22 protein-coding genes and 3 pseudogenes are annotated in these 20,230 nt (G+C 40.1%); 21 read left to right on the top strand and 4 right to left on the bottom strand.

Annotation, left to right across the window (positions count from 1 at the left end; all coding sequences use genetic code 11):
- Positions 1-30: 30 nt before the first annotated feature.
- The 5 genes from FBB35_RS17535 (at position 31) to FBB35_RS17515 (ending at position 2,765) form a co-directional block, all read left to right on the top strand.
- The gene (locus FBB35_RS17535; RefSeq protein WP_174710728.1) at positions 31-285 is read left to right on the top strand and encodes a type II toxin-antitoxin system HicB family antitoxin; all 255 of its coding nucleotides are present in this window, start codon (positions 31-33) and stop codon (positions 283-285) included.
- A gap of 291 nt (positions 286-576) precedes the next feature.
- Positions 577-1,113: a universal stress protein gene (locus tag FBB35_RS17530; RefSeq protein ID WP_174713680.1), complete on the top strand. Its 537-nt coding sequence runs from the start codon at positions 577-579 to the stop codon at positions 1,111-1,113.
- A gap of 267 nt (positions 1,114-1,380) precedes the next feature.
- Positions 1,381-1,689: a transposase gene (locus FBB35_RS17525; protein WP_174710258.1), complete on the top strand. Its 309-nt coding sequence runs from the start codon at positions 1,381-1,383 to the stop codon at positions 1,687-1,689.
- Between the two features lie 36 nt (positions 1,690-1,725).
- Positions 1,726-2,235: a transposase gene (locus tag FBB35_RS17520; protein WP_254625599.1), complete on the top strand. Its 510-nt coding sequence runs from the start codon at positions 1,726-1,728 to the stop codon at positions 2,233-2,235.
- A gap of 164 nt (positions 2,236-2,399) precedes the next feature.
- Positions 2,400-2,765 (top strand): DOPA 4,5-dioxygenase family protein, encoded by a 366-nt coding sequence (locus FBB35_RS17515; protein WP_174710727.1) that lies wholly within the window; start codon positions 2,400-2,402, stop codon positions 2,763-2,765.
- A 120-nt stretch (positions 2,766-2,885) separates the two neighbouring features.
- Here FBB35_RS17515 and FBB35_RS17510 read toward each other — a convergent pair whose 3' ends face one another.
- Positions 2,886-3,770, bottom strand: a complete 885-nt coding sequence (locus FBB35_RS17510) for a pirin family protein (RefSeq protein ID WP_174710726.1) — start codon at positions 3,768-3,770, stop codon at positions 2,886-2,888.
- A gap of 229 nt (positions 3,771-3,999) precedes the next feature.
- Here FBB35_RS17510 and FBB35_RS17505 point away from each other — a divergent pair, with 229 nt between their 5' ends.
- The 4 genes and pseudogenes from FBB35_RS17505 to FBB35_RS34795 all read left to right on the top strand — a co-directional run bounded on the left by FBB35_RS17505 (position 4,000) and on the right by FBB35_RS34795 (position 6,606).
- Positions 4,000-4,857, top strand: coding sequence for a class I SAM-dependent methyltransferase (locus tag FBB35_RS17505; RefSeq protein ID WP_174710725.1), 858 nt, complete (start codon positions 4,000-4,002; stop codon positions 4,855-4,857).
- A 403-nt stretch (positions 4,858-5,260) separates the two neighbouring features.
- Entirely contained in the window at positions 5,261-5,968 is a 708-nt protein-coding gene (locus tag FBB35_RS17500) for a hypothetical protein (RefSeq protein WP_254625598.1), read from the top strand.
- Between the two features lie 217 nt (positions 5,969-6,185).
- A pseudogene (locus FBB35_RS35805) lies at positions 6,186-6,407 on the top strand (DUF3011 domain-containing protein); the annotation flags it as partial.
- 19 nt (positions 6,408-6,426) lie between these two features.
- A complete protein-coding gene (locus FBB35_RS34795) occupies positions 6,427-6,606 on the top strand; it encodes a hypothetical protein (protein ID WP_254625597.1) in 180 nt (59 codons plus the stop codon).
- A 195-nt stretch (positions 6,607-6,801) separates the two neighbouring features.
- On the opposite strand, the gene FBB35_RS17490 is transcribed toward FBB35_RS34795, so the two are convergent.
- Positions 6,802-7,251: an Hsp20/alpha crystallin family protein gene (locus tag FBB35_RS17490; RefSeq protein ID WP_174710723.1), complete on the bottom strand. Its 450-nt coding sequence runs from the start codon at positions 7,249-7,251 to the stop codon at positions 6,802-6,804.
- 784 nt (positions 7,252-8,035) lie between these two features.
- Here FBB35_RS17490 and FBB35_RS17480 point away from each other — a divergent pair.
- Together FBB35_RS17480 and FBB35_RS17475 are read left to right on the top strand one after the other, a co-directional pair.
- A pseudogene (locus FBB35_RS17480) lies at positions 8,036-9,118 on the top strand (ABC transporter permease).
- A protein-coding gene (locus FBB35_RS17475; protein WP_174708235.1) for an ISKra4 family transposase occupies positions 9,115-10,181 on the top strand; the annotation gives its coding sequence in 2 pieces (ribosomal slippage) (positions 9,115-9,271 and positions 9,271-10,181; 1,068 coding nt in all). Before FBB35_RS17480 ends, FBB35_RS17475 begins: the two are co-directional and overlap by 4 nt.
- Before the next feature lie 130 nt (positions 10,182-10,311).
- Here the strand turns inward: FBB35_RS17475 and FBB35_RS17470 are convergent.
- Positions 10,312-11,361 (bottom strand): J domain-containing protein, encoded by a 1,050-nt coding sequence (locus FBB35_RS17470; protein WP_174710722.1) that lies wholly within the window; start codon positions 11,359-11,361, stop codon positions 10,312-10,314.
- Between the two features lie 204 nt (positions 11,362-11,565).
- Between FBB35_RS17470 and FBB35_RS17465 the strand changes: the two genes are divergently transcribed.
- From FBB35_RS17465 to FBB35_RS34785, 10 genes and pseudogenes are all read left to right on the top strand, one after another.
- Positions 11,566-12,216, top strand: coding sequence for a DUF938 domain-containing protein (locus FBB35_RS17465; RefSeq protein ID WP_174710721.1), 651 nt, complete (start codon positions 11,566-11,568; stop codon positions 12,214-12,216).
- Positions 12,217-12,515: 299 nt separating this feature from the next.
- Positions 12,516-13,232: a bidirectional hydrogenase complex protein HoxU gene (gene hoxU, locus FBB35_RS17460; RefSeq protein ID WP_174710720.1), complete on the top strand. Its 717-nt coding sequence runs from the start codon at positions 12,516-12,518 to the stop codon at positions 13,230-13,232.
- Positions 13,220-13,345, top strand: a complete 126-nt coding sequence (locus FBB35_RS35495) for a hypothetical protein (RefSeq protein WP_302480912.1) — start codon at positions 13,220-13,222, stop codon at positions 13,343-13,345. Before hoxU ends, FBB35_RS35495 begins: the two co-directional genes overlap by 13 nt.
- 35 nt (positions 13,346-13,380) lie before the next feature.
- Positions 13,381-13,791: a DUF3122 domain-containing protein gene (locus tag FBB35_RS17455; RefSeq protein ID WP_254625596.1), complete on the top strand. Its 411-nt coding sequence runs from the start codon at positions 13,381-13,383 to the stop codon at positions 13,789-13,791.
- Between the two features lie 32 nt (positions 13,792-13,823).
- Positions 13,824-14,369, top strand: a complete 546-nt coding sequence (locus FBB35_RS17450) for an oxidoreductase (RefSeq protein ID WP_174710719.1) — start codon at positions 13,824-13,826, stop codon at positions 14,367-14,369.
- A 71-nt stretch (positions 14,370-14,440) separates the two neighbouring features.
- Positions 14,441-15,061, top strand: coding sequence for a CP12 domain-containing protein (locus FBB35_RS17445; protein ID WP_174710718.1), 621 nt, complete (start codon positions 14,441-14,443; stop codon positions 15,059-15,061).
- Positions 15,062-15,073: 12 nt separating this feature from the next.
- Complete coding sequence (locus FBB35_RS17440) at positions 15,074-16,522, top strand: Ni/Fe hydrogenase subunit alpha (RefSeq protein WP_174710717.1); 1,449 nt, start codon at positions 15,074-15,076, stop codon at positions 16,520-16,522.
- 365 nt (positions 16,523-16,887) lie between these two features.
- Entirely contained in the window at positions 16,888-18,177 is a 1,290-nt protein-coding gene (locus FBB35_RS17435) for an ISAs1 family transposase (protein WP_174710716.1), read from the top strand.
- Positions 18,178-18,212: 35 nt separating this feature from the next.
- Positions 18,213-18,563, top strand: a pseudogene (locus FBB35_RS35800) (TspO protein); the annotation flags it as partial.
- Positions 18,564-18,639: 76 nt separating this feature from the next.
- Positions 18,640-18,948 carry a tryptophan-rich sensory protein gene (locus FBB35_RS34785; protein WP_254625595.1) on the top strand — a complete coding sequence of 103 codons (309 nt, stop codon included), beginning with the start codon at positions 18,640-18,642 and terminating at the stop codon, positions 18,946-18,948.
- A 161-nt stretch (positions 18,949-19,109) separates the two neighbouring features.
- On the opposite strand, the gene FBB35_RS17425 is transcribed toward FBB35_RS34785, so the two are convergent.
- Positions 19,110-20,180 carry a Photosystem Q(B) protein 1 gene (locus FBB35_RS17425; RefSeq protein WP_174710715.1) on the bottom strand — a complete coding sequence of 357 codons (1,071 nt, stop codon included), beginning with the start codon at positions 20,178-20,180 and terminating at the stop codon, positions 19,110-19,112.
- Positions 20,181-20,230: the final 50 nt, after the last annotated feature.

Below are 20,230 nucleotides of genomic sequence, written 5' to 3'. Positions count from 1 at the left end.
TTGCTTCAGCTATCCACTGAATACACATTTATGGACTTCTACACAGCAGTTTTGCGAAAAAGTGCGGGTTATTGGGTTGCTTTATGCTTAGAAAATGGACTGGTAGGACAAGGGATAAATCAAGAAGCAGCAATCAAGCAACTTAATGAAGCGATGTCTACGACGGGCTACGCCTACGCATCTTTTTTGGAAGTCTATAAAATAGAAACTGATATTTACTGTAGTTCAGTAACTATAGAAGAATTATATGAGTTTTTGGCAGTGGAAAACACTAAATCCATCTGATAAATCCATACTTTGAATCAAGGTACTCGCCTTTGAAAAACATTATATACGGAGTTGGCTGTATATTATAGAACCGAACTATTGATCGTAATCAAAGATACTTGCTTGCTTTCCTCACAAGTTCCTCAAATTGTTTTGCTATATATATAAATATGGGGCGAAAACCTTTAAGAATATTTAAATTCAAAAGTCGCTAAACATAGTTGAGGGATTAGTCATTTTTGACAATTCAGCATTTGGAAATCTGAAACAGTAAAGACCAATTACCAATGAACTAGGAGGTCTATTATGATGTTTAAAAAGATTTTAGTTGCATTAGATCGTTCGGAAATAGGGCAACAGGTTTTTGAAGAAGCATTGAGTTTAGCAAAGTTAACACAAGCTAGCTTAATGTTAGTTCATGTCCTATCTCCAGAAGAAGAGGGTAGCCCTTATGTACCTATGATGTCTAATTTTGACTACTATCCAGGATTGACTAGTCAAAGCTTTGAGTTATACCAAAAGCAGTGGGATACCTTTAAAAATTTGGGAATCCAGATGTTGCAGTCTTTCTCTGCCCAAGCTAACACAGCAGGTGTAAATACAGAATTTACACAAAATGTTGGTAATCCTGGCAGGATTATTTGTGACTTAGCCCATAGTTATGGCGCTGACCTAATTGTCATGGGGCGGCGGGGTCATTCTGGGCTAGTGGAACTATTTCTCGGTAGTGTGAGTAACTATGTTCTTCACCATGCTCCTTGTTCAGTTCATGTTGTGCATCTTGCAGCTGCTGTTAAAAAAGATGAAGTTGTCAAAGAAACTACAAGTACTTTAAGCGTTAACTAATTACTACTTTGTCAAAATAGTTTTGAGGGTTTGTAGTAAGGATTTCAGTGTTTAGAAGAGAAGGACTAAAGTCCTTACTACGAACTTGCTTACCATCATTTTAAACTTGACAGACTACTAAATATTGCATAAATCATAGCCAGCCAAATTCAGAATTTGGTTTATTCTCAACTACCCAGTTACCTCAATTAATGACCTCTATAGAACCCATTTGACATCTTTTACTGTATTGAAGTAGAGTGACGGCAAAAGACATATCCAGCAGCCATGCCGTACTCTAGCAGCCTAACAGACGAAGAATGGGAAATTCTCGAACCCCTACTGCCGACTATATTGCCTGCTAAGAAACAGACTAGACCCGCCAACTGGACAAAAAGAGAACTCTTAGATGGCATCTTCTATCAACTAAAGAATGGCTGCAATTGGGAAGACTTACCCAAGGACTTGCCCCCCTACTCGACTGTATATTGGCATTACAAGCAGTGGCGGGCCAAAGGAGTGATAGAAGAATTGATGAGAGTTTTACATGGACGAGTGCGTGAACAGGTAAAAAAAAAGCTAAGTGGACGACGCTGATAATTATCGACTCTCAAGCGGTGAAAAACACCTGTAATGCGAGTATTACATCGAAAGGGTATTGTTTCTACTTTCTCGACAAATGGCATTAAAAGACATCTAGCCGTTGATACCCTGGGGTTTCCCTTCTTTACTCATTGCACTAAAGCAAATGTATCTGATGATAGGGGTTTGATTGAGATGTTGACTAAAAACATTGATTATTTCCAGTCAAAACCCGTCAATATTCCCAAAATCACCATTCTGCTAGACCACGGTTATCACCCTGAGTATTTGAGGGAGGAGCTAGAAAAAGTTTATCCCCAAATGATGACGAAAATCAGGTTTGAACTTTCGGCAAAACCATCAAAACAACAAAACAAAGAATTAGGGAAATCTGGGTTTGTTCCGGTTGCCGCGAGGTGGGTAATTGAACGGTCAAATGCTTGGATTGAGAGATGCAAAATTCTCGTTAAGAACTTTGAGAGAACTCTAGATAATGCAACTGCCAAGGTTAATCTTTGTTTCATTCGGCTAATGCTTCAGAGGCTTGCAGCCTCTTCTTAGATGTCAAATGGGTTCTATAGAGTCAGATTGCTACACGCTATCCTCAACTGCACGGTATTAGGCTAAAATTGAGCGTAGGCGTGGCCCGTTGTAGACATTGCTTTTTCAGTGAAAAAGAAAAAGTCTTCTACCCAAAATTAGAGTTGAGAGCAAAAAGTGGATCTATGAAAGAAGATACCATTGAGATCGCTGGTTTTCATGCTCATGTTTACTTCGATATTGCGAGTCGGGATGTCGCTGCGCGTGTTCGTGAAGGATTGGGCGCAAGATTTGAAGTACAACTCGGACGCTGGTTTGATAAGCCTATTGGGCCCCACCCAAAAGGGATGTATCAAGTTGCTTTCTTACCGAATCAGTTTGATAAAGTCGTTCCTTGGTTAATGCTTAATCGTGAGGGATTAGATATTCTCGTCCACCCTGAGACAGGCGATGCTGTCTCAGACCACGCGGTTTATTCTCTCTGGTTAGGAGAAAAGTTAGATTTGAATATTGAGTTTCTTCGACAGCTTAGTTCGACTTCATCCAATTAAAGGAAGTAGCACTTTGTTGTGTAAAAGTTATGGACTGAAGCGTGAAACTTGATTATGAGGACTAAAGTCCCCACTAGAAACTTTAGGTTTGCGTCGCCTACCCCCAACACCATACTGATACTAAAAGGGATTAGCCTCTGTCACCACTTCAGGCAGTGGAATAAACTCTGTTTCTTCTGAAACGTTAGCAAAGCGGCAATCCCGCCAATCGGCTTTTGCTTGCTCTATCCGCTCTGGTCGGCTAGAAACAAAATTCCACCATTTGTAGCGTGTACCCAATGGTTCACCACCAATAACAATGCACCGAGCAGGAGCAGCAGCAGAAACCCTGATTTCATCGACTGGTTTTAGGATGGCAAGGCGATATGGCTCTAGCGGTTGCTCATTAATGCTCAAACCTTCTGTGACGCTGTATACTGCCCTTTCTGAATAACCAGTGGGGATAGTAAAGTGAGCATTGGCAGACAGTATTACATCTAAATAGAGAATAGGTGAGAAAACTTTGACTGGTGAGGTGTACCCAAGTGCAACTCCTGCAATGAGTTTGATGATAGCGCCATTCTCTTCCCAGCTAGGAAGGGTTTGGGCAGGATAGTGAGTGAAGCTTGGATCGATTTCTTCGTATTCTACAGGCAAGGCGACCCAGGTTTGAATGCCATGAATGGTACTTTCTTTTTGACGATCGCTGTCTGGCGATCGCTCCGAATGTACAATCCCTTTTCCCGCCGTCATCCAGTTTACAGCACCCTGTTGAATTTCCTGTACAGTGCCTAAACTATCGCGGTGCATCAAAGCACCATCAAATAGGTAAGTTACGGTAGCGAGATTGATATGAGGATGTGGTCGAACATCGATACCTTTGTTGGGTGGCAAAACAGACGGGCCAACATGATCAAAGAAGATAAACGGCCCAACCATTTGACGATGAAGATATGGCAAACTGCGGCGGGCAATAAACCCACCCAAATCTTTAACTTCAGGTTCAATCAGTTGAAGTATTGCCATAAGTAATGGGGGGTGATTGGTAAATGTTGGAATCATTATAAGTAGATCCACCAGAAAAAAGCTAACTTTTATGAGTTATCTGTTTGTGCGATCGCCTCTGGCTGGCGCTTCGCGCCATCGCTCCTCTTCGGTCAGAATTCTATTTCGATAAACAACCTAGAAAATCAGGCATAACACGATTAGAAGGGGCTATTTGCCCTTATGCTGACGGAAAGGAGAAAAAACATTTATGAGACAAAATCCTATATATCGCCAAAGCTTGCTAAAAACCCTGACTCTAGCTTTATTTATATTGGCATCTGTGCTACCCGCCAGCGTTCTAGCTAACGAGAGCGGAAAATCCCCAACTTTCGATGGCACAACAACACTCCAAACCATACTTACTAGCAGTCATCGCTCCCTTGCAAATAGCGATCGCGACAAGTACCGCCACCCCGCCGAAACTCTAAAATTCTTTGGTTTAAGCCCCAACATGACCGTGGTTGAATTATGGCCAGGGAGTGGGTGGTATACCGAGATATTAGCCCCATTTCTAGCATCAAAGGGACAACTCATAGTTACTAACTCTGCCAGTAACAGTAAATCCACCTTAGCTTTCCAACAGAAGCTAGCAGCTAATCCAGAGGTTTTTGGTAAGGTTAAAGTAGTTCCAATCAATCCTCCCAACGAACTTACCTTAGCCCCAGATAACTCTGTAGACTTGGTTGTTACCTTCCGTAATATTCATAACTGGGTTAGTGCTGGCTATGCCGAGCAGGTTTACGCGGCGGCTTACAAAGCACTCAAGCCAGGGGGCATTCTGGGAGTGGAAGAACACCGCGCCAAACCAGGCATTTCTTTACAAGAGAGTATAAAAACTGGCTATATGTCTGAAGATGAGGTAATTACTGCTGTGGAGAAAGTAGGCTTCAAATTGGTGGGTAAATCAGAAATTAACGCCAACCCAAAAGATACTAAGGACTATCCGGGCGGAGTCTGGACACTACCTCCAACCTTGAGCCAAGGTCAAAAGGATAGGGAACGCTTCGTTACTATTGGAGAGAGCGATCGCATGACCCTAAAGTTTGTCAAACCCAAAGCTCCGTAAAAAAGGGAGAAGGCAGTATTCCAACTGAGTCTACTGCTTCAGACAAAGGCGATTGCACTGACGACTGCATTCGAAACGCACATATAGCGTTTTGTAAGGAAACTTCTCGTAGAGAAAAGAGAAAAAATCGAAGCTGCTATGAAATAACAACTCAACTTAATAGTACCCTCAAGGGTACTATTAAATACATTTTTTAGTTGATATCGTAGCTTTGAAGTACAGTGATGGAGGCAATCTTTTCTCTAATTGGCATTAAAAATTATAGGTTCAACAAAATAACCAGTTTCAAGTGTAATTACAGCCACAAATCTTGGGAATAAGTGGCTCTAGCTTTTATTCCAGGTACAAATTATCTTTATCAGCTTCAGCACTCAATATTTGTGCTTTGAATATATAAAGCTATATGAATACATTACTTATGTCAATAATTTATCCCCTAACACATCTAAGTCTTGCCTTGATCGAATGGGTGTTAATAGGCAGGGCAATTCGTCTGTGGCAGCAATCAACCAGCTTCGCAATGATAGTGTTGCCTATAGTGTTATTGAGCATTAGCTATGACAATCTTATTCTTTCAATAGGAAGTCTGATTGGTGCAGGAGAGCTTTTGAAAACTCTCAGTATGCTGCGCTTTTTATTACATTATTTAGTTGTACCGCTATTCATTGTGATTGGTGTTGAACTCGCTCACCGCGCCGGAGCTGGTTGGGCCAATAGAGTAATGCGGGTTTTATCTGCGATCGTTGCATTGGGACTTGCAGCAATAGATATTGCCACCCATTATATAGGGCTAGAAATAGTTCCAACAGAGTTTGCGGGAATTCTACGTTATCATGTTGCCAACTTGAGTGGCCCGCCAATTATCACGATTGTAGTTAATATATTTGTCCTACTAATTGGCATTGGTATTTGGTTCCGACTGAAATTGCCTTGGTTATTTTTAGGAACATTGCTTTCCTTTTTTGGTAATGCTTTGCCCTCAGATGTAGTAGGTACACTTGCTGGTAGTGCATCTGAATTTGTCATGGCTATAGGTTTACTGTTAACTGAGGAGTTTTCCCAAAAAACGAAACAAAAAACTATCAGGGAAAGTCTGTTGATCAACAGGTAACTTATGAAAAAAGCAATTATTATTGTGGTGGAATTGGCCGTGCTGCAACTGCCCTTGCCTTAACTCATGCTGGTCTTGAGCCTGTTGTATTTAATGAGATTAATTGTGTAAATATTCTTTACATTTAATCTAATTTGATTTCTTAGCTCTTAATGGAATTCGCTACAATAAAATATAGTTTTTCTCTCTGAAATCTGAAAGAAATCTGACGTTTTATATGATTATGCGCCTTCCCATAATTGCTATCACCTTTCTGGCTGCCAGTCTTACTACAGGTACAGTTTTGAGTATTGCTGCTCCAGCTTCAGCTCAGGAAATAATAACTTGTTCAAGCCAGAATAATCGAAGGAATACTTGTTCGATAAATACAAGAGGTAGAGTGAGGCTTGTCAGGCAATTGTCTAACGCCAGTTGCAGGGGAAATTGGGGCTATGGAAGAAATCGTATTTGGGTGAAAAATGGTTGTCGAGCTGAGTTTTCAGTTGGCGGTCGTAGAAACGACAGATATGACAGATATGACAGAAACGACAGATATGACAGAAACGACAGATATAACAGAAACGACAGATATGACAGAGACGACAGATATAACAGATAGCGAACGGGGTATTTCATCAACATATAGGACTCATATTTGATTGCGTGCAAAAACTCTGTACAACTCAAAAAGCCTTCTTTCTTATTGCTGTCCCACGCAAGTAAATATGGCTACGCCACACTGCGCGAACAAAAATCAAATCCATTTTCTCCACAAAAAAGCCCAGTCATCTTTTAACTGGGCTTTTAGCTATCTCAATCAATTATTGGGGGTAGAGTAGTTTCCTCAACATCAATTAAACAGCAGTTTGCTCTAGATTAACTTTGACAACTTTGTTCTTTTCTCGCTCGGACTTGGGCAGTGTCAAATTCAAAATACCGTTTTTATAATCTGCGGTGACATTAGTATTTTGAACCCGAGCAGATAGAGGAATTATACGTTGGAATTTACCATAGTAGAATTCGCTCTTGGTAGTGCCATTGTTTTGGGTTTTGGTTTCAGACTTGCGTTCACCGCTAATGTGAACAGTATCTTCTGTAACTTGAATATCTAGGTCTTTAGCTTCCAGCCCTGGCAGTTCTAGCTTCAGATAAATTGCATCATCAGTTTCTTGCAGTTCAGCAGCCGGAACTTTGACAGAGCCTTTTTCAAACTGTGTAGATGGGACTCTAGTGTCTCCCAATAGGCCGTTGATGTAACTTTCTAAAGTGTTGAAATCTTGTGCAGAGTTGTAACGAAATAACATATTAATTTATCCCTTGTATCAGTAGTAGTTTTTGGCTCAACCAACTTTGGATTTAAATCCTTGCTTTGATTTCCATAATATTGAGAAATAACAAGTTTGTAAATTCGGTTTTCTCACCAAACAATTGATGATTCCCGCACCAGATTAGGCGGTAAAAAAGATATTACGGTTTACTCGCATTTCTCGGTTCGGTAAACCGAATAATAGCTGTTAAAGGGGATTTGCTTTAACACTAAGCTTTACTTTCTTCTACCCAAACGGTTATCCCTGCGCTCCCACTTTTCTTTATTGAACTGATTGCGCCACTTCAAAACTAAGTTCAATTTCAATTCTTTTAGTGATCTTTGCTTGTATGGGCAAGTACCAAACTCATTAAACTATCTAAAATGCGATCGCGTGATAATGGCATCATTTCTTTGCCATAGAGCATTTCCTGCACGATCACATAGGATACCAGTGAGCCAAAAAAGATTTGTGCTGTTGCTTCTGGGTCAGTAATTCCTAATTCTGGGTTTGAGTATCTTGCCTAATTTTGGTTGATTTGACACCATTTAAACCTGAATTATTAACACGCACTGAGAGTTTGATATAGGACTCTAATTTTGCCATGCCTAGATTTTATATCCAAAGGTTTTTTATTTCAGCACTTCAGTATTTTTAGTTATTTATTTAGCTAATATACTCTGTATTAATACTTAAAAATATCTCGTCTTCATTTCTGAGTTAGTTATGTATCAATTCGATTAGTCTTAATCTTGAGCATCTGAATGTTTTTTTCTAACTTGTGAGAAATCACGGATTAGTGCGTAAAGAAATTAATCAAATTTTGCGAAACAGACAATTGGTGGTTATATTAATTGTGCCACCAACAGTACAATTATTGCTTTACGGATTTGCACTTAACCCGGATGTCCATAATTTACGACTGGGTGTGATTGACTATGCTAATATCTCCGCCAGTCGAGAACTAGTTTCAGCAATGACATCCAATCACACTTTTAACTTAGAAACTGTACCAACCAGTGAAAAAGATTTAAGTCGCCAAGTAGAAGAAGGTAAGCTAGATGTAGGAATGATAATTCCACCAAATTTTCCCCGCCAACTAGCCAATAAATCAGCAGAAATTCAAGTATTCATCAATGGAGTGAATGCAATTACAGCCGGAATTGCTGCTAACTATGTTAATCAGATTATCCAACAATGTAATTTCAGTTTTGTACAGGGTCAATTCAGTCCGCCAGTTTCAACCGAAGTCGTTTTTCTCTACAATCCTGGACTCACAAGTAGCTGGTTTTTCGTACCAGGGGTTATGGGTTGAGTCCTGACATTAATCGGTACATTAGTATCAGCAGTAACCGTTGTCCGCGAGAAAGATACAGGAACTTTAGAGCAATTGTTAATGACTCCCTCTAGCAATTGGGAAATTTTATTAACTAAAATTATACCGTTGGCATTCCTGCTTATGGGAGATGTGTTACTGGCTTTAACCTTGGGAACAATCGTATTTAGCCTACCCTTCCGTGGAAGCTTTTTGCTCTTTCTTGCTTTATCAAGTATGTATGTATTTGTGAGAATTAGTTTGGGCATTATGTTGGCAACTATTTGCGGTTCTCAACAACAAGTATTACTCACATCTTTTTTTATAAATTTACCAATGATTCAAACTTCTGGAGCAATATCTCCTATTGAATTCATGCCTCCTTTATTTAAATTTCTCTCTCTATTTAATCCACTTCGTCATTACATTACTATTGTTAGAGGTATTTTACTCAAAGGAGTTGGTTTAGATGGGGAGCATCCCAGTTTTTTGCAAAGAAGACGAAAATCAGTCAGGATAGGTAAGACGAGTGTATTTACTTACCGATGACCCCAGAACAAAAGCAAGCTCTTCAAAAACATATTCAGGCGATTGCTAAAATATTGTATGAAGATACGTCAAAAGAAAAGCTCACAAATCTTGCAGCAATTGAAGAAGCAGTGCGGAGTCAAATGCAGAAGCATGTTATGCCAGAAGTAGGGGTTTTTTTATCGAAACGATTACAGGGACAACCGCAGGATACCAACGACGGCTCAAAAGCATTCTTGGAGAGTTAGCAATAACGAGCAAACAAGCCATTGAATTAGAAGTCGCACCAAGTACTCAACTGAGTCCATATCTAGAAACTTGTTGTTTGAGGGTAAGTGCGAATGTCAGCTATGAAGATGCGGCATCAGACATCAAGTATTTTACGGGCATAGAGGTTTCTCACAGCAGTCAACAGAGATTAGTGCATCGCCAGAATTTTGAGTTGCCAACACCAGAACAGACAATTGAAGAATTAAGCGTCGATGGTGGAAACATCCGTGTCCGAACTCCTAAAGGTCAAATATGTGCATGGCTTGGCTATAAAGCAATTAGCTTACATCATCTCGGAATCTTGGGAACTTCATTTCAGAATAATCAGATTGTGATTGATTGGGTTAATGACCAACCACTGGCTAGCCCACTCACTTGTATTGGTGATGGACATGACGGCATTTGGAATATAATTGACCAATTAGCACCTGATGCACAACGTCGAGAAATACTTGATTGGTTCCATTTAATAGAAAACCTCCACAAAGTTGGGGGTTCACAAAAACGCTTGAAACAAGCACAAAATCTACTATGGAAAGGCCAAGTTGAGGCTACTATTGCCTTATTTACAGATTGTAAAGGCAAACAAGTACAAAACTTTTGCCGTTATCTTGATAAGCATCGCAATCGCATTATCAACTACGAATATTATCAAGCTGAAGAAATTTGTTCAATTGGTTCAGGTTCAGTTGAATCTGCCGTTAAACAGGTTGACCGTCGAACAAAAATTTCCGGGGCACAATGGAAACGAGAAAATGTGCCTCAAGTCCTAGCCCATCGCTGTGCTTACCTCAATGGATTATTGTCAGTTTGAGCCACTTTAAAAAGTGAGATGCTCCCGTTTAGATGTGCTGTGGTTAAATGTTCTAGCAGTGCTTGGTTTTGCCGTTGTTGTATTAACTATTAGTGTTCATAAGTTTCGGAGCCAGTTAAGTTAAACTGTACTATCTCATTAATTCTGACAACATCTGCTCAAGAATATCTTCCATCATTTCTTCATCTAAGGAGTGTGGAGTTGGTGGGCCACCGAGAAATTCTTTGATAGTGATCTTCTGCTCTCTAAAGTCCTTGACAAAATCGCGGATTTGAGAAATAACATTCATTTGAGATTCTATTGTTTTTAGCATCAAAGACATAGAGTTAATGCCTTTTTTAGCAGCTTTACGAGAATCACTTACCATAGCTCCTTCTGGAGTATTTTTTACTAAACGTAGTTCCAGTTTCAAATTTTCATATTGAGTGAGGAGAATTTGATTTTGCTGTTCTATAGTTCGACATTTGCGAGTTAAATCATCCTCGTTATTAAGATCAATAACTTCTCCCACCTGCTGAATTCGCTCAATTTCTAAAAGTCTTGCCAAATCTCCTTCTTGGTAAGCTTTATTAATTGATTTCATGATTTCTGTATGATATATCTGTGTCTCGCTGTCTCTTGTCTTATCAGGGTGAAAGATTTCAGCTAATCTGAGAAATGTTTCCCGAATTTTTCTCTTATCCTCTGTTCTTCCTACAGAGGGAGATTCTACAGACTGTTGTGCTTGCCAATATTGATGACTACCTTCAGCCGCTTCCTCTGAGAAATCTGATTCGGATTCGGAATTATTAAATAGTTCGTTTAACTCTGTATTGAATTGTTTGCGATTCGCGTTTGGACTAATAATTCCTGTCAACTGGAGTTCAAGGTAAACTGCCTCTATATTTTTGATGGTTTGTTTCCCAAACTTTCTAGTGGTAAAAATTTCATCAAATAGAGCATGAATATCTCGGTCTAACTCAGCCATTTTTTGAAAGTGGGGACTAGCTTGATGAAATATTTCTGTGGCAAAGGTTCGCATTTGCTCGACAAAATTGTTCAATTCTGTTCGCTTTCTCTTAATCTGTTTAAGTAGCGATTTGTGTTCTGCTTCTAAAAACTCCAAGCGGATATGTAATTGAGAGAGGGCTAATGGAGTTACTTTAGTTGATTGTAATGGAAGTGATTTTTTTTTAGCCATGAAACACGTTTGTAAGTTTAAGGTTTAAAATCTAATTGTCAAAGTTGTTTCGTCAATGCGAAAAGAACGTATCTAGTGATAATACATGAACTGTGGATACTTTTTATCTCAATAATTACTGTAATGGGCATAGGCTACATCATCTATATTGTTACTATCGGGAAGCGCACTATGCGAGAAAAATTATAAAATATCACGATAAGAATGACACCACAAGACGCACGACAATACGCACCAGCAACTGAGCGCAACCGAGAACCAATTCTAGAAATACTTTTGCAGGTATTACCAGAAAGTGGCACTATTTTAGAAATAGCAAGTGGTACTGGTGAACACGCAGTCTTTTTTGCATCTAGGCTAAGTCCTCGCCTGTGGCTACCAACAGATGCAAATTTAGAGTCACGAGTCAGCATTAGTGCATGGACTGAACACAATGCCTCTGATAACGTTTATCCACCACTTGAGCTAGATGTTAGAGAACCAGTTTGGGCAGTGGAAAAAGGAGAAGTAACTCAGTGGCTTGATAGGGAGCCAATTGTTGCTATCGTCAACATTAATATGATTCACATTTCACCGTGGTCAGCCTGTTTGGGGCTAATGGCAGGGGCAGGTCGTATCCTAAAAGCAGGAGGTATCCTCTATTTATATGGGCCCTTCAAACAAGGTGGAGAACATACAGCAGCGAGTAATGCAGCTTTTGACGAATATTTACACACCCAAAACCAAGAATGGGGTGTGCGGAACTTGGATGATGTAGTGGCAGCAGCTAGGGCAGAACATTTCATCTTGAAACAAATTTACCAAATGCCAGCCAATAATCTTTCAGTAGTGTTTGAACGTTCTGCTAATGAATAATTCCTGGAAATAATTTATTAGTGAATATAATTCAATTCAAAATAATTGCAGATATTTGACATCCTCCCGCCCCTAATCAAGAGTACCTGATATAGCGGGGGATTCCAAAGATCACTCTTTGGGTTTCTTCTTTCCACGAGTTGATTTGCTTGTTCGCGCTTCGCGTCTCCCCTTGGGAGAAGGAGTTTCCTCACGCAAGTATTGATCAGTATTCACAAGTTCCTCAAACTATTTGTCTACAATTCAAGACTCAGGGCATTTTAGAAGCGAAAGGCTCATTCTGATTGAGGCTAGAGGCAATGTCAGTCAAAACTTTAACAGTCAACGACAAACTTATTAGCGCCCGTGAGGAGGAAACTATTCTCCAAGCGATGCAAGATGCAGGGATTCACATTCCTACTTTGTGCCACTTGCAAGGAGTTGAAGATGTTGGCGCTTGTCGACTTTGTTTAGTAGAAATTGCTGGGAGTAATAAACTCCAACCTGCTTGTGTAACAAAAGTTGCTGAGGGTATGGAAGTCCAAACAAATAGCGATCGCCTGCAAAAATATCGTCGCACTATTATAGAAATGCTATTTGCTGAAGGTAATCACATTTGCTCGGTCTGTGTAGCTAACGGTAATTGCGAATTGCAAGACTTGGCAATTGAGATGGGTATGGATCATGTTCGGTTGGATTATCATTTCCCCGATCGCAAAGTCGATATTTCTCACGCTCGTTTTGGCGTTGACCATAACCGTTGTGTTCTTTGCACTCGCTGCATCCGTGTTTGTGATGAAATCGAAGGAGCGCACACTTGGGATATGGCGGGTAGAGGAACAAATTCTCATGTAATCACTGATTTAAATCAGCCTTGGGGAACCTCAGATACTTGTACTTCTTGCGGCAAATGCGTTAATGCTTGCCCTACAGGTGCGCTTTTTGACAAAGGTTCGAGCGTCGGGGAAATGAAACACCAGCGCGCCAAGCTTGATTTCCTATTTACAGCAAGAGAAAAGCAGCAATGGCTTGTTTAGCTACTGTTCATAAATTAGCACAACGAGGTAAACCTAATGTTACGCCGCATCCTAAAAATTTTTTGGTGGCTCCTATTGCTGGCAATATTAACAATATATATACCTGGGTTTAGCAACCTTCACATCTCAACAGGTAATTGCTGCTGTTATGCAATTAGAAGATACGCCAGAAGAAATCCTTTATCGCTCACAAGAAAAATTAAATGATGAATTAGGAAATTATTGGCAAGTTATTTTGTTTAAGCGAGTTAATTCTAATAGCAATAAAATATCTTCAATAAATCTCCGATTGGTGGGATTTCCTGGTTCTCAGGAATTGCCCCATCCCTTACCTCTAAAGATTACTACAGATACAGGCAAAGTATTAACTGCTCCCGATATATTTCTAGATGAAGCACCAGCACCAACCATCGCTCAGTATAACTTCAAGGATGTCTTGCCTCAATTGTCAACTCAAGAATTGTTGATTGGTATACCTGTAGGTAAACAACACTTCATCAATCTTTCAATCCCAAAATATGTCGTGCAGGAATGGCAAGAAATTGCACTAAAGTCCTGAGTGCTAAGGTCAAAATTTATTTAAAAAATAAAATGACTCGTTTAAAATTAGCAACGGTTTGGCTAGGCGGCTGTTCTGGCTGTCACATGTCTTTTCTCGATTTGGATGAATGGCTGATTGATTTAGCAGCACAAGTAGATTTAGTTTATAGTCCCTTTGCTGATGCTAAAGAATATCCCCTAGGGGTAGATGTGGTGTTAGTTGAGGGTGCAATTGCTAATGAAGATCACCTGCAAATGATTCAGATAGTCAGAGAGCGATCGCACATTCTTGTCTCTTTTGGTGATTGTGCTGTTACTGGTAATGTTACTGCTTTACGCAATCCTTTAGGTAGTGCCGAACCTGTTCTGCAACGTTGCTACATCGAAGCAGCAGATATTCACGGCACAATTCCCCATGAGCCTGGCATTGTACCAACCTTACTAGATCGGGTGATACCAGTGCATACAGTAGTCCCAGTTGATATTTATTTGCCAGGTTGTCCACCCTCAGCAACTCAGATTAAAGCAGTGTTAGAGGTACTCTTAAGGGGAGAAAAACCACAGCTAAAAGGACGTGAATTTATCAAGTTTGGTTAACTTCACAAGTTACTCAGATTCTTTATCTAAGTTGAAACAGAGGCAATCACAAAATAATTTTAGAAGCAATTATGTTGAAAGCATCTGACATTATGACTAAAGATGTTGCTACGATTCACAGTTCAGCAACAGTGGCTGAAGCAGTTAGACTCTTGAGAGCAAGGGACTGGAAAGCGCTGGTTGTAGATCGCCGCCATGAACACGATGCCTACGGCATGATTACTGAAAAGGATATTGTATATAAAGTGATTGCTTATGGTAAAGATCCCTTTAGTGTGCGTGTTCATGAAGTGATGACCAAGCCTTGTATCGTTGTCAATCCTGAACTTGCCTTAGAATACATAGCGCGGTTATTTGCTGACCATAATTTGCAGAGAGCGCCCGTTATTCAGGGCGAACTACTGGGTATCATTTCCCTGGTTGACATTCTAGCTAATAGTAGCTTTCTTGAGCAACCCCATACTTTCCTGCTAGAACAACAACTTCAGGACGAAATTAAAAAAGCTCGTGTCATTTGCGATCGCCAAGGTATCCATTCAGAAGAATGTGCTGTTGCTTGGGATGCGATCGAGGAATTACAAGCCGAGATCGCACATCAAAGGGCCGAGAAAGTCGTGAAAACAGCCTTTGAAGAATACTGCGACGAATATCCAGAAGCTAAAGGAATTTATGACAACTGGTCTAGTGGTTGACCTGAGAGAGTTATGAAAAAAGTAATCATCGACCCAGTTACCCGAATTGAAGGACACGCCAAAATCAGTATTTATCTGGATGATACAGGACAAGTGAGCGATGCTCGCTTTCATGTCACAGAATTTCGTGGTTTTGAAAAGTTCTGCGAGGGTCGCCCGCTTTGGGAAATGCCAGGAATTACGGCGCGAATTTGTGGGATTTGTCCGGTCAGCCATTTGTTAGCCTCAGCAAAGGCAGGCGATCGCATCCTTGCAGTTACAATTCCCAAAGCTGCGGAAAAACTGCGTCGTTTGATGAATTTAGGACAAATTATCCAATCCCACGCCCTGAGTTTCTTCCACCTCAGCGCCCCAGATTTATTATTAGGAATGGATAGCGACCCAGAAAAACGCAATGTATTTGGTTTAATTGCAGCTGAACCAGAACTGGCGCGTGGCGGAATTCGCTTGCGTCAATTTGGACAAGAGATTATTGAACAATTGGGAGGGCGAAAGATACATCCATCATGGGCGGTTCCTGGTGGTGTCCGCGAACCCTTATCGATAGAAGGACGCACCCATATTCAAAACCGCATCCCGGAAGCACGCACCACAATATTAGATGCACTGGGTAGATTTAAAGGCTTACTCAATAATTATCAAAGAGAAGCGCAAACCTTCGGGAATTTTCCTAGTTTATTTATGGGTTTAGTCACTCCTAATGGTTTGTGGGAGAACTACGACGGACATATTCGTTTTGTAGATAGTGCGGGAAATATTATTGCCGATAAACTAGATGCAACTCATTATCAAGAATTTATTGGTGAAGCAGTTCAACCAGATTCCTATTTAAAATCTCCCTACTATCGCCCTTTAGGTTATCCTGACCAGAGCGACCATTGTCGTTTAGATAGTGGTATTTATCGGGTAGGGCCGCTAGCACGCCTGAATATTTGCAGTCATATTGGTACGCCTTTAGCTGATGCAGAATTGAGAGAATTTAGAGACAGAGGTAAAGGCACTGTCACTTCATCATTTTTCTATCACTACGCCCGGTTAATTGAAATTCTGGCTTGCATTGAACACATAGAAATTATAATAGATGACTCAGATTTAATGTCTAAAAAATTGTGTGCTGATGCTGGCATCAACCAATTAGAAGGAATAGGTGTAAGTGAAGCACCACGCGGTACATTATTTCACCATTATCAAGTTGATGAAAATGGGTTACTTCAGAAAGTAAATTTAGTAATTGCCACAGGTCAGAACAATCTAGCAATGAATCGTACAGTCGCGCAAATTGCCCGACATTTTATTCATGGTTCAGAAATTGCTGAAGGGATGTTAAACCGTGTTGAAGCGGGAATTCGAGCTTTTGATCCTTGTTTGAGTTGTTCAACTCATGCGGCAGGACAGATGCCTTTGCATATTCAATTAGTTGGGATAGATGGGAATATTGTAAATGAAGTTTGGCGAGATTAATCTATTGTGAATCCTAACTTAAAAAACACATTTATCGATTGAATAACAATAACTGAATTAATGAATCGAATACGAGCTTATATTCAAGATACCTCTGGATCTAAAATTTTCTTATTTACCTCTGCCTAGAGTAATAGAATAGCGATATAATCACCTATTGTTACTAATCACAAACTAGGCACAATCTCTTAATTATGAATAAATCCAATAATAGCAGGGTAAGCTCATCTAATTTGGTATAAAGAGAACTTGACAAATCAAAGAAGATCAGCATAAACGACTCTGTAAAAAATGGACTTGACAACTGAGCAAGATCAATGAGATGAATTCAATTGCTCGATTGAAAATCGCCTGGAGTCAATTTGATGTCAGAAGGCTTTGAAATTAAATCTGCTGATACTCTAGAAAATTCTCCTCATCAGCGAAAGCCAGCAGAAGTGGCAGATATCGTCCGTATTCAACAGAATCTAGTGGAGCATTTTGCTCTTATTAAAGACCCAAGAGTAGAGCGAACCAAAAAACATCAACTTAGGGACATTTTAGTAATTGCAATTCTGGCAGTCATAGCAGGAGCGCAGGGATGGGAAGATATCGAGAATTACGGCATAAGTAAGCGACAGTGGTTAGAAGAATTTTTGGCATTACCAAATGGAATTCCCTCCGATAGCGTAGCGTTAGCGAGTCTTCGAGCGTCTGATACCTTCCGACGAGTGTTTGAGTTCATTAACCCAGAAGAATTGAATCGTTGTTTTCTAAGATGGATAGAAACCCTGGTGACAAAGATGGGAGGAGAGATAATCCCCATAGATGGAAAGACAATTAGGGGTTCTTACGACCGCAATCAAGGGAAATCAGCACTGCACGTAATTAGTGCTTGGGCAAGCGAACAAAATTTGGTGTTGGCACAGATGAAAGTGGAAGATAAATCTAATGAAATTACTGCTATTCCCGCATTACTAGAATTACTAGATATCACAGGAGCTATCATCACCATTGATGCAATGGGGACACAAACAGAAATTGCCAAAAAGATTATTGATAAGAAAGCAGATTATGTTCTGGCACTTAAGGCTAATCACCCGACTCTCTACCGTCAGGTAGAACAATGGTTTGAACAAGCTTCTGCACAGGATTTTCAAGGTATTGATGTCAGTTATGAGCAACGCATTGAGAAAGGACATTATCGCACGGAAATCCGTCAAGTTTGGTCTGTTCCAGTTTCTGCCATTGGTGAACTTTACCAGCCCCGACTATGGGCAGGACTTCAAAGTGTGGTTATGGTTGTCCGAGTGCGTCGTCTTTGGAATCAAACTACTCGTGAAATTCAGTTTTATCTGACTTCTTTACATAGTGACGCTCAACTTTTAGGTCGAGCTATCCGAAAACATTGGGGTATTGAAAACCAGGCTCACTGGACACTTGATTGTACTTTTGCAGAAGATTCTTGCCGCATTCGCTCTTTCCATAGTCCGCGTAATTTTGCCCTTTTACGACGCATTGCTCTCAATGCCCTTAATCGCGAACATACTTACAAACGTAGTCTTCGTCAAAAAATGAAGCGCACGGCTATGGACAACGATTATATAATTCGCGTTCTCAGTTTTTGTTTTCTTGACTCTACATTAAATTCCTCTGAATCCTTCTGTCAAGCCTGATTGAGATGCTCTTACCCTGATCCAATAATAGTGGAATGCTTGAACAGTTTGTCAATACAGTGATGGGGGTAAAAGCTGGTAATCAACAACATTATCGAGATACATTAATAGCTACTACACAAGAACTAGACATCAGAGCAATTTTAGTTTATACACTAGGAACACTCCTACAAATAGTAGTTATGATTCTCGTTTTACTGGGAATGGAAAAATTAGTAATATTAATTGATAACAATTCTTCTTTTCCCAGTTGGTTTAGCACTTTATTGACTGGATTACTTTTTGCTCTCTTAAGTATCCGTTCACGGATTTTTTCTCTTTTAGATAATACCCGTTCTCGCCAGACTTATGACCAGGTAATTATACCCAGATGGTCTCCTCCACCTTTAGTATTTCCCATAGTTTGGATGATAATTGCCGCTTTGCGGGTAATTAATTTCTTCTGTATTGATTTGGCAGCAAATGAATCACCAATTTTTAGTGCTGCCTTTACTTTTGTTTGTGGTACATCTGGCTTTAGGGGATACTTGGAATACGATTTTTACTGTAGAACGGAGATTAGGTGCTGCTGTTCCTGTAGTTATTTTAGGCCCTTGGTTATCTGCTGTAGTGGTGACAGCAATTTATTGGCAAACTAATCCTGTAGCGGGAATGACTTTATCATTTTCTTGTGTATGGCTAACTGTAGCTGCTGTATTGGTATTTAGAATTTGGCAATTAAATGGATCTGAGCCATTGTATCCTTTAAAACTAACACCTCTGGAGAAATAAATACCCAAAATTCACCTTGGCATGAAAGCAAGGAAAAAGCTCACTTGATTTTTTAGTACCGCATTCAAAATTCTTCTGATGAAAAACCTGCCTGCAATATTGACTAATACTAGAATTACAGGCAGGTTGAAAACCACTATAAAAATGGATGGATGCAATCTTTAACTAACTGGAATAGGTTGACCACTAGACAAAACTAAAGGAAAATTATGGACGTTAGGAGCGTGCATTGCATTTATACCCAGATTGGCACGGTTCAGGATATCAGCATTGGTTCTAATTACTTCACCCCGACTATCTAAGATGGAATGATTAAAGTTCAACCCATTGATATTAAATGCCATCGAACATACACCCATCGCTGCAAACCAAATACCTATCGTTGGGAATGCTGCTAATAATAAATGGAAAGCACGATGATTTTTACTAGCAAAGATAGGAATCAACAAACGTCCCAAAAAGCTAGAGTGTCCTGCTAGGTACTTGTAGGTAAATTTCTTCTGACCCAACTTATATCCGGCATTAATTGATTCATTTTCATCGGTCTTCTGAATGAGTGTTGAAGTCACCAAAGAACCATGTAAAGAACTAAAGAGTGCGCCACTGAATATACCGGCTACACCCAACATGTGAAACGGGTGCATAAGGATATTATGATCACCTTGGAAAGCCAACATAAAGTGGAAAGTTCCAGTGATTCCCAAAGGTAAACCATCAGAAAAACTACCTTGACCAATGGGATAAACCAGCAAAACGGAAGTAGCAGCGATGACGGGTGCAGAATAGGCAATTGCTATCCAGGCGCGCATTCCTAAACGATAGCTCAGTTCCCAAAATCGCCCTAGATAGCACCAAATACCAATAATAAAATGCAGCACAATTAATTGATATGGCCCACCATTGTAGAGCCATTCATCGATTGATGCCGCGTCCCAGATCGGATAAAAGTGCAAACCAATGGCAGCAGAGGTCGGTACAACTGCGGCTGTAATTAAGTTATTACCATCCATCAGTGAACCCATGATTGGCTCACGAATGCCATCCATATCTACGCTGGGAGCGGCAATAAAAGCCAAAATAAAACAGGTGGTGGCAGCCAACAAGGTGGGAATCGCCAACACACCAAACCAGCCGATGTAAATCCGATTTTCTGTACTAGTAATCCAGCGACAAAAACTATCCCAGAAATCAAAAAAATTAAATTCTCTTTGAGGTTGAACAATGGTACTCATGGTGTGTAGCTCCTAAGCAATTCCAAGTTCAAAAATTTTTCACTACTTTT

This window comes from Nostoc sp. TCL240-02 (assembly GCF_013343235.1).
Classification (GTDB): domain Bacteria; phylum Cyanobacteriota; class Cyanobacteriia; order Cyanobacteriales; family Nostocaceae; genus Nostoc.
Note: the sequence above shows the minus strand (reverse complement) of the source record. Positions and strands in the feature narration are given on the sequence as shown.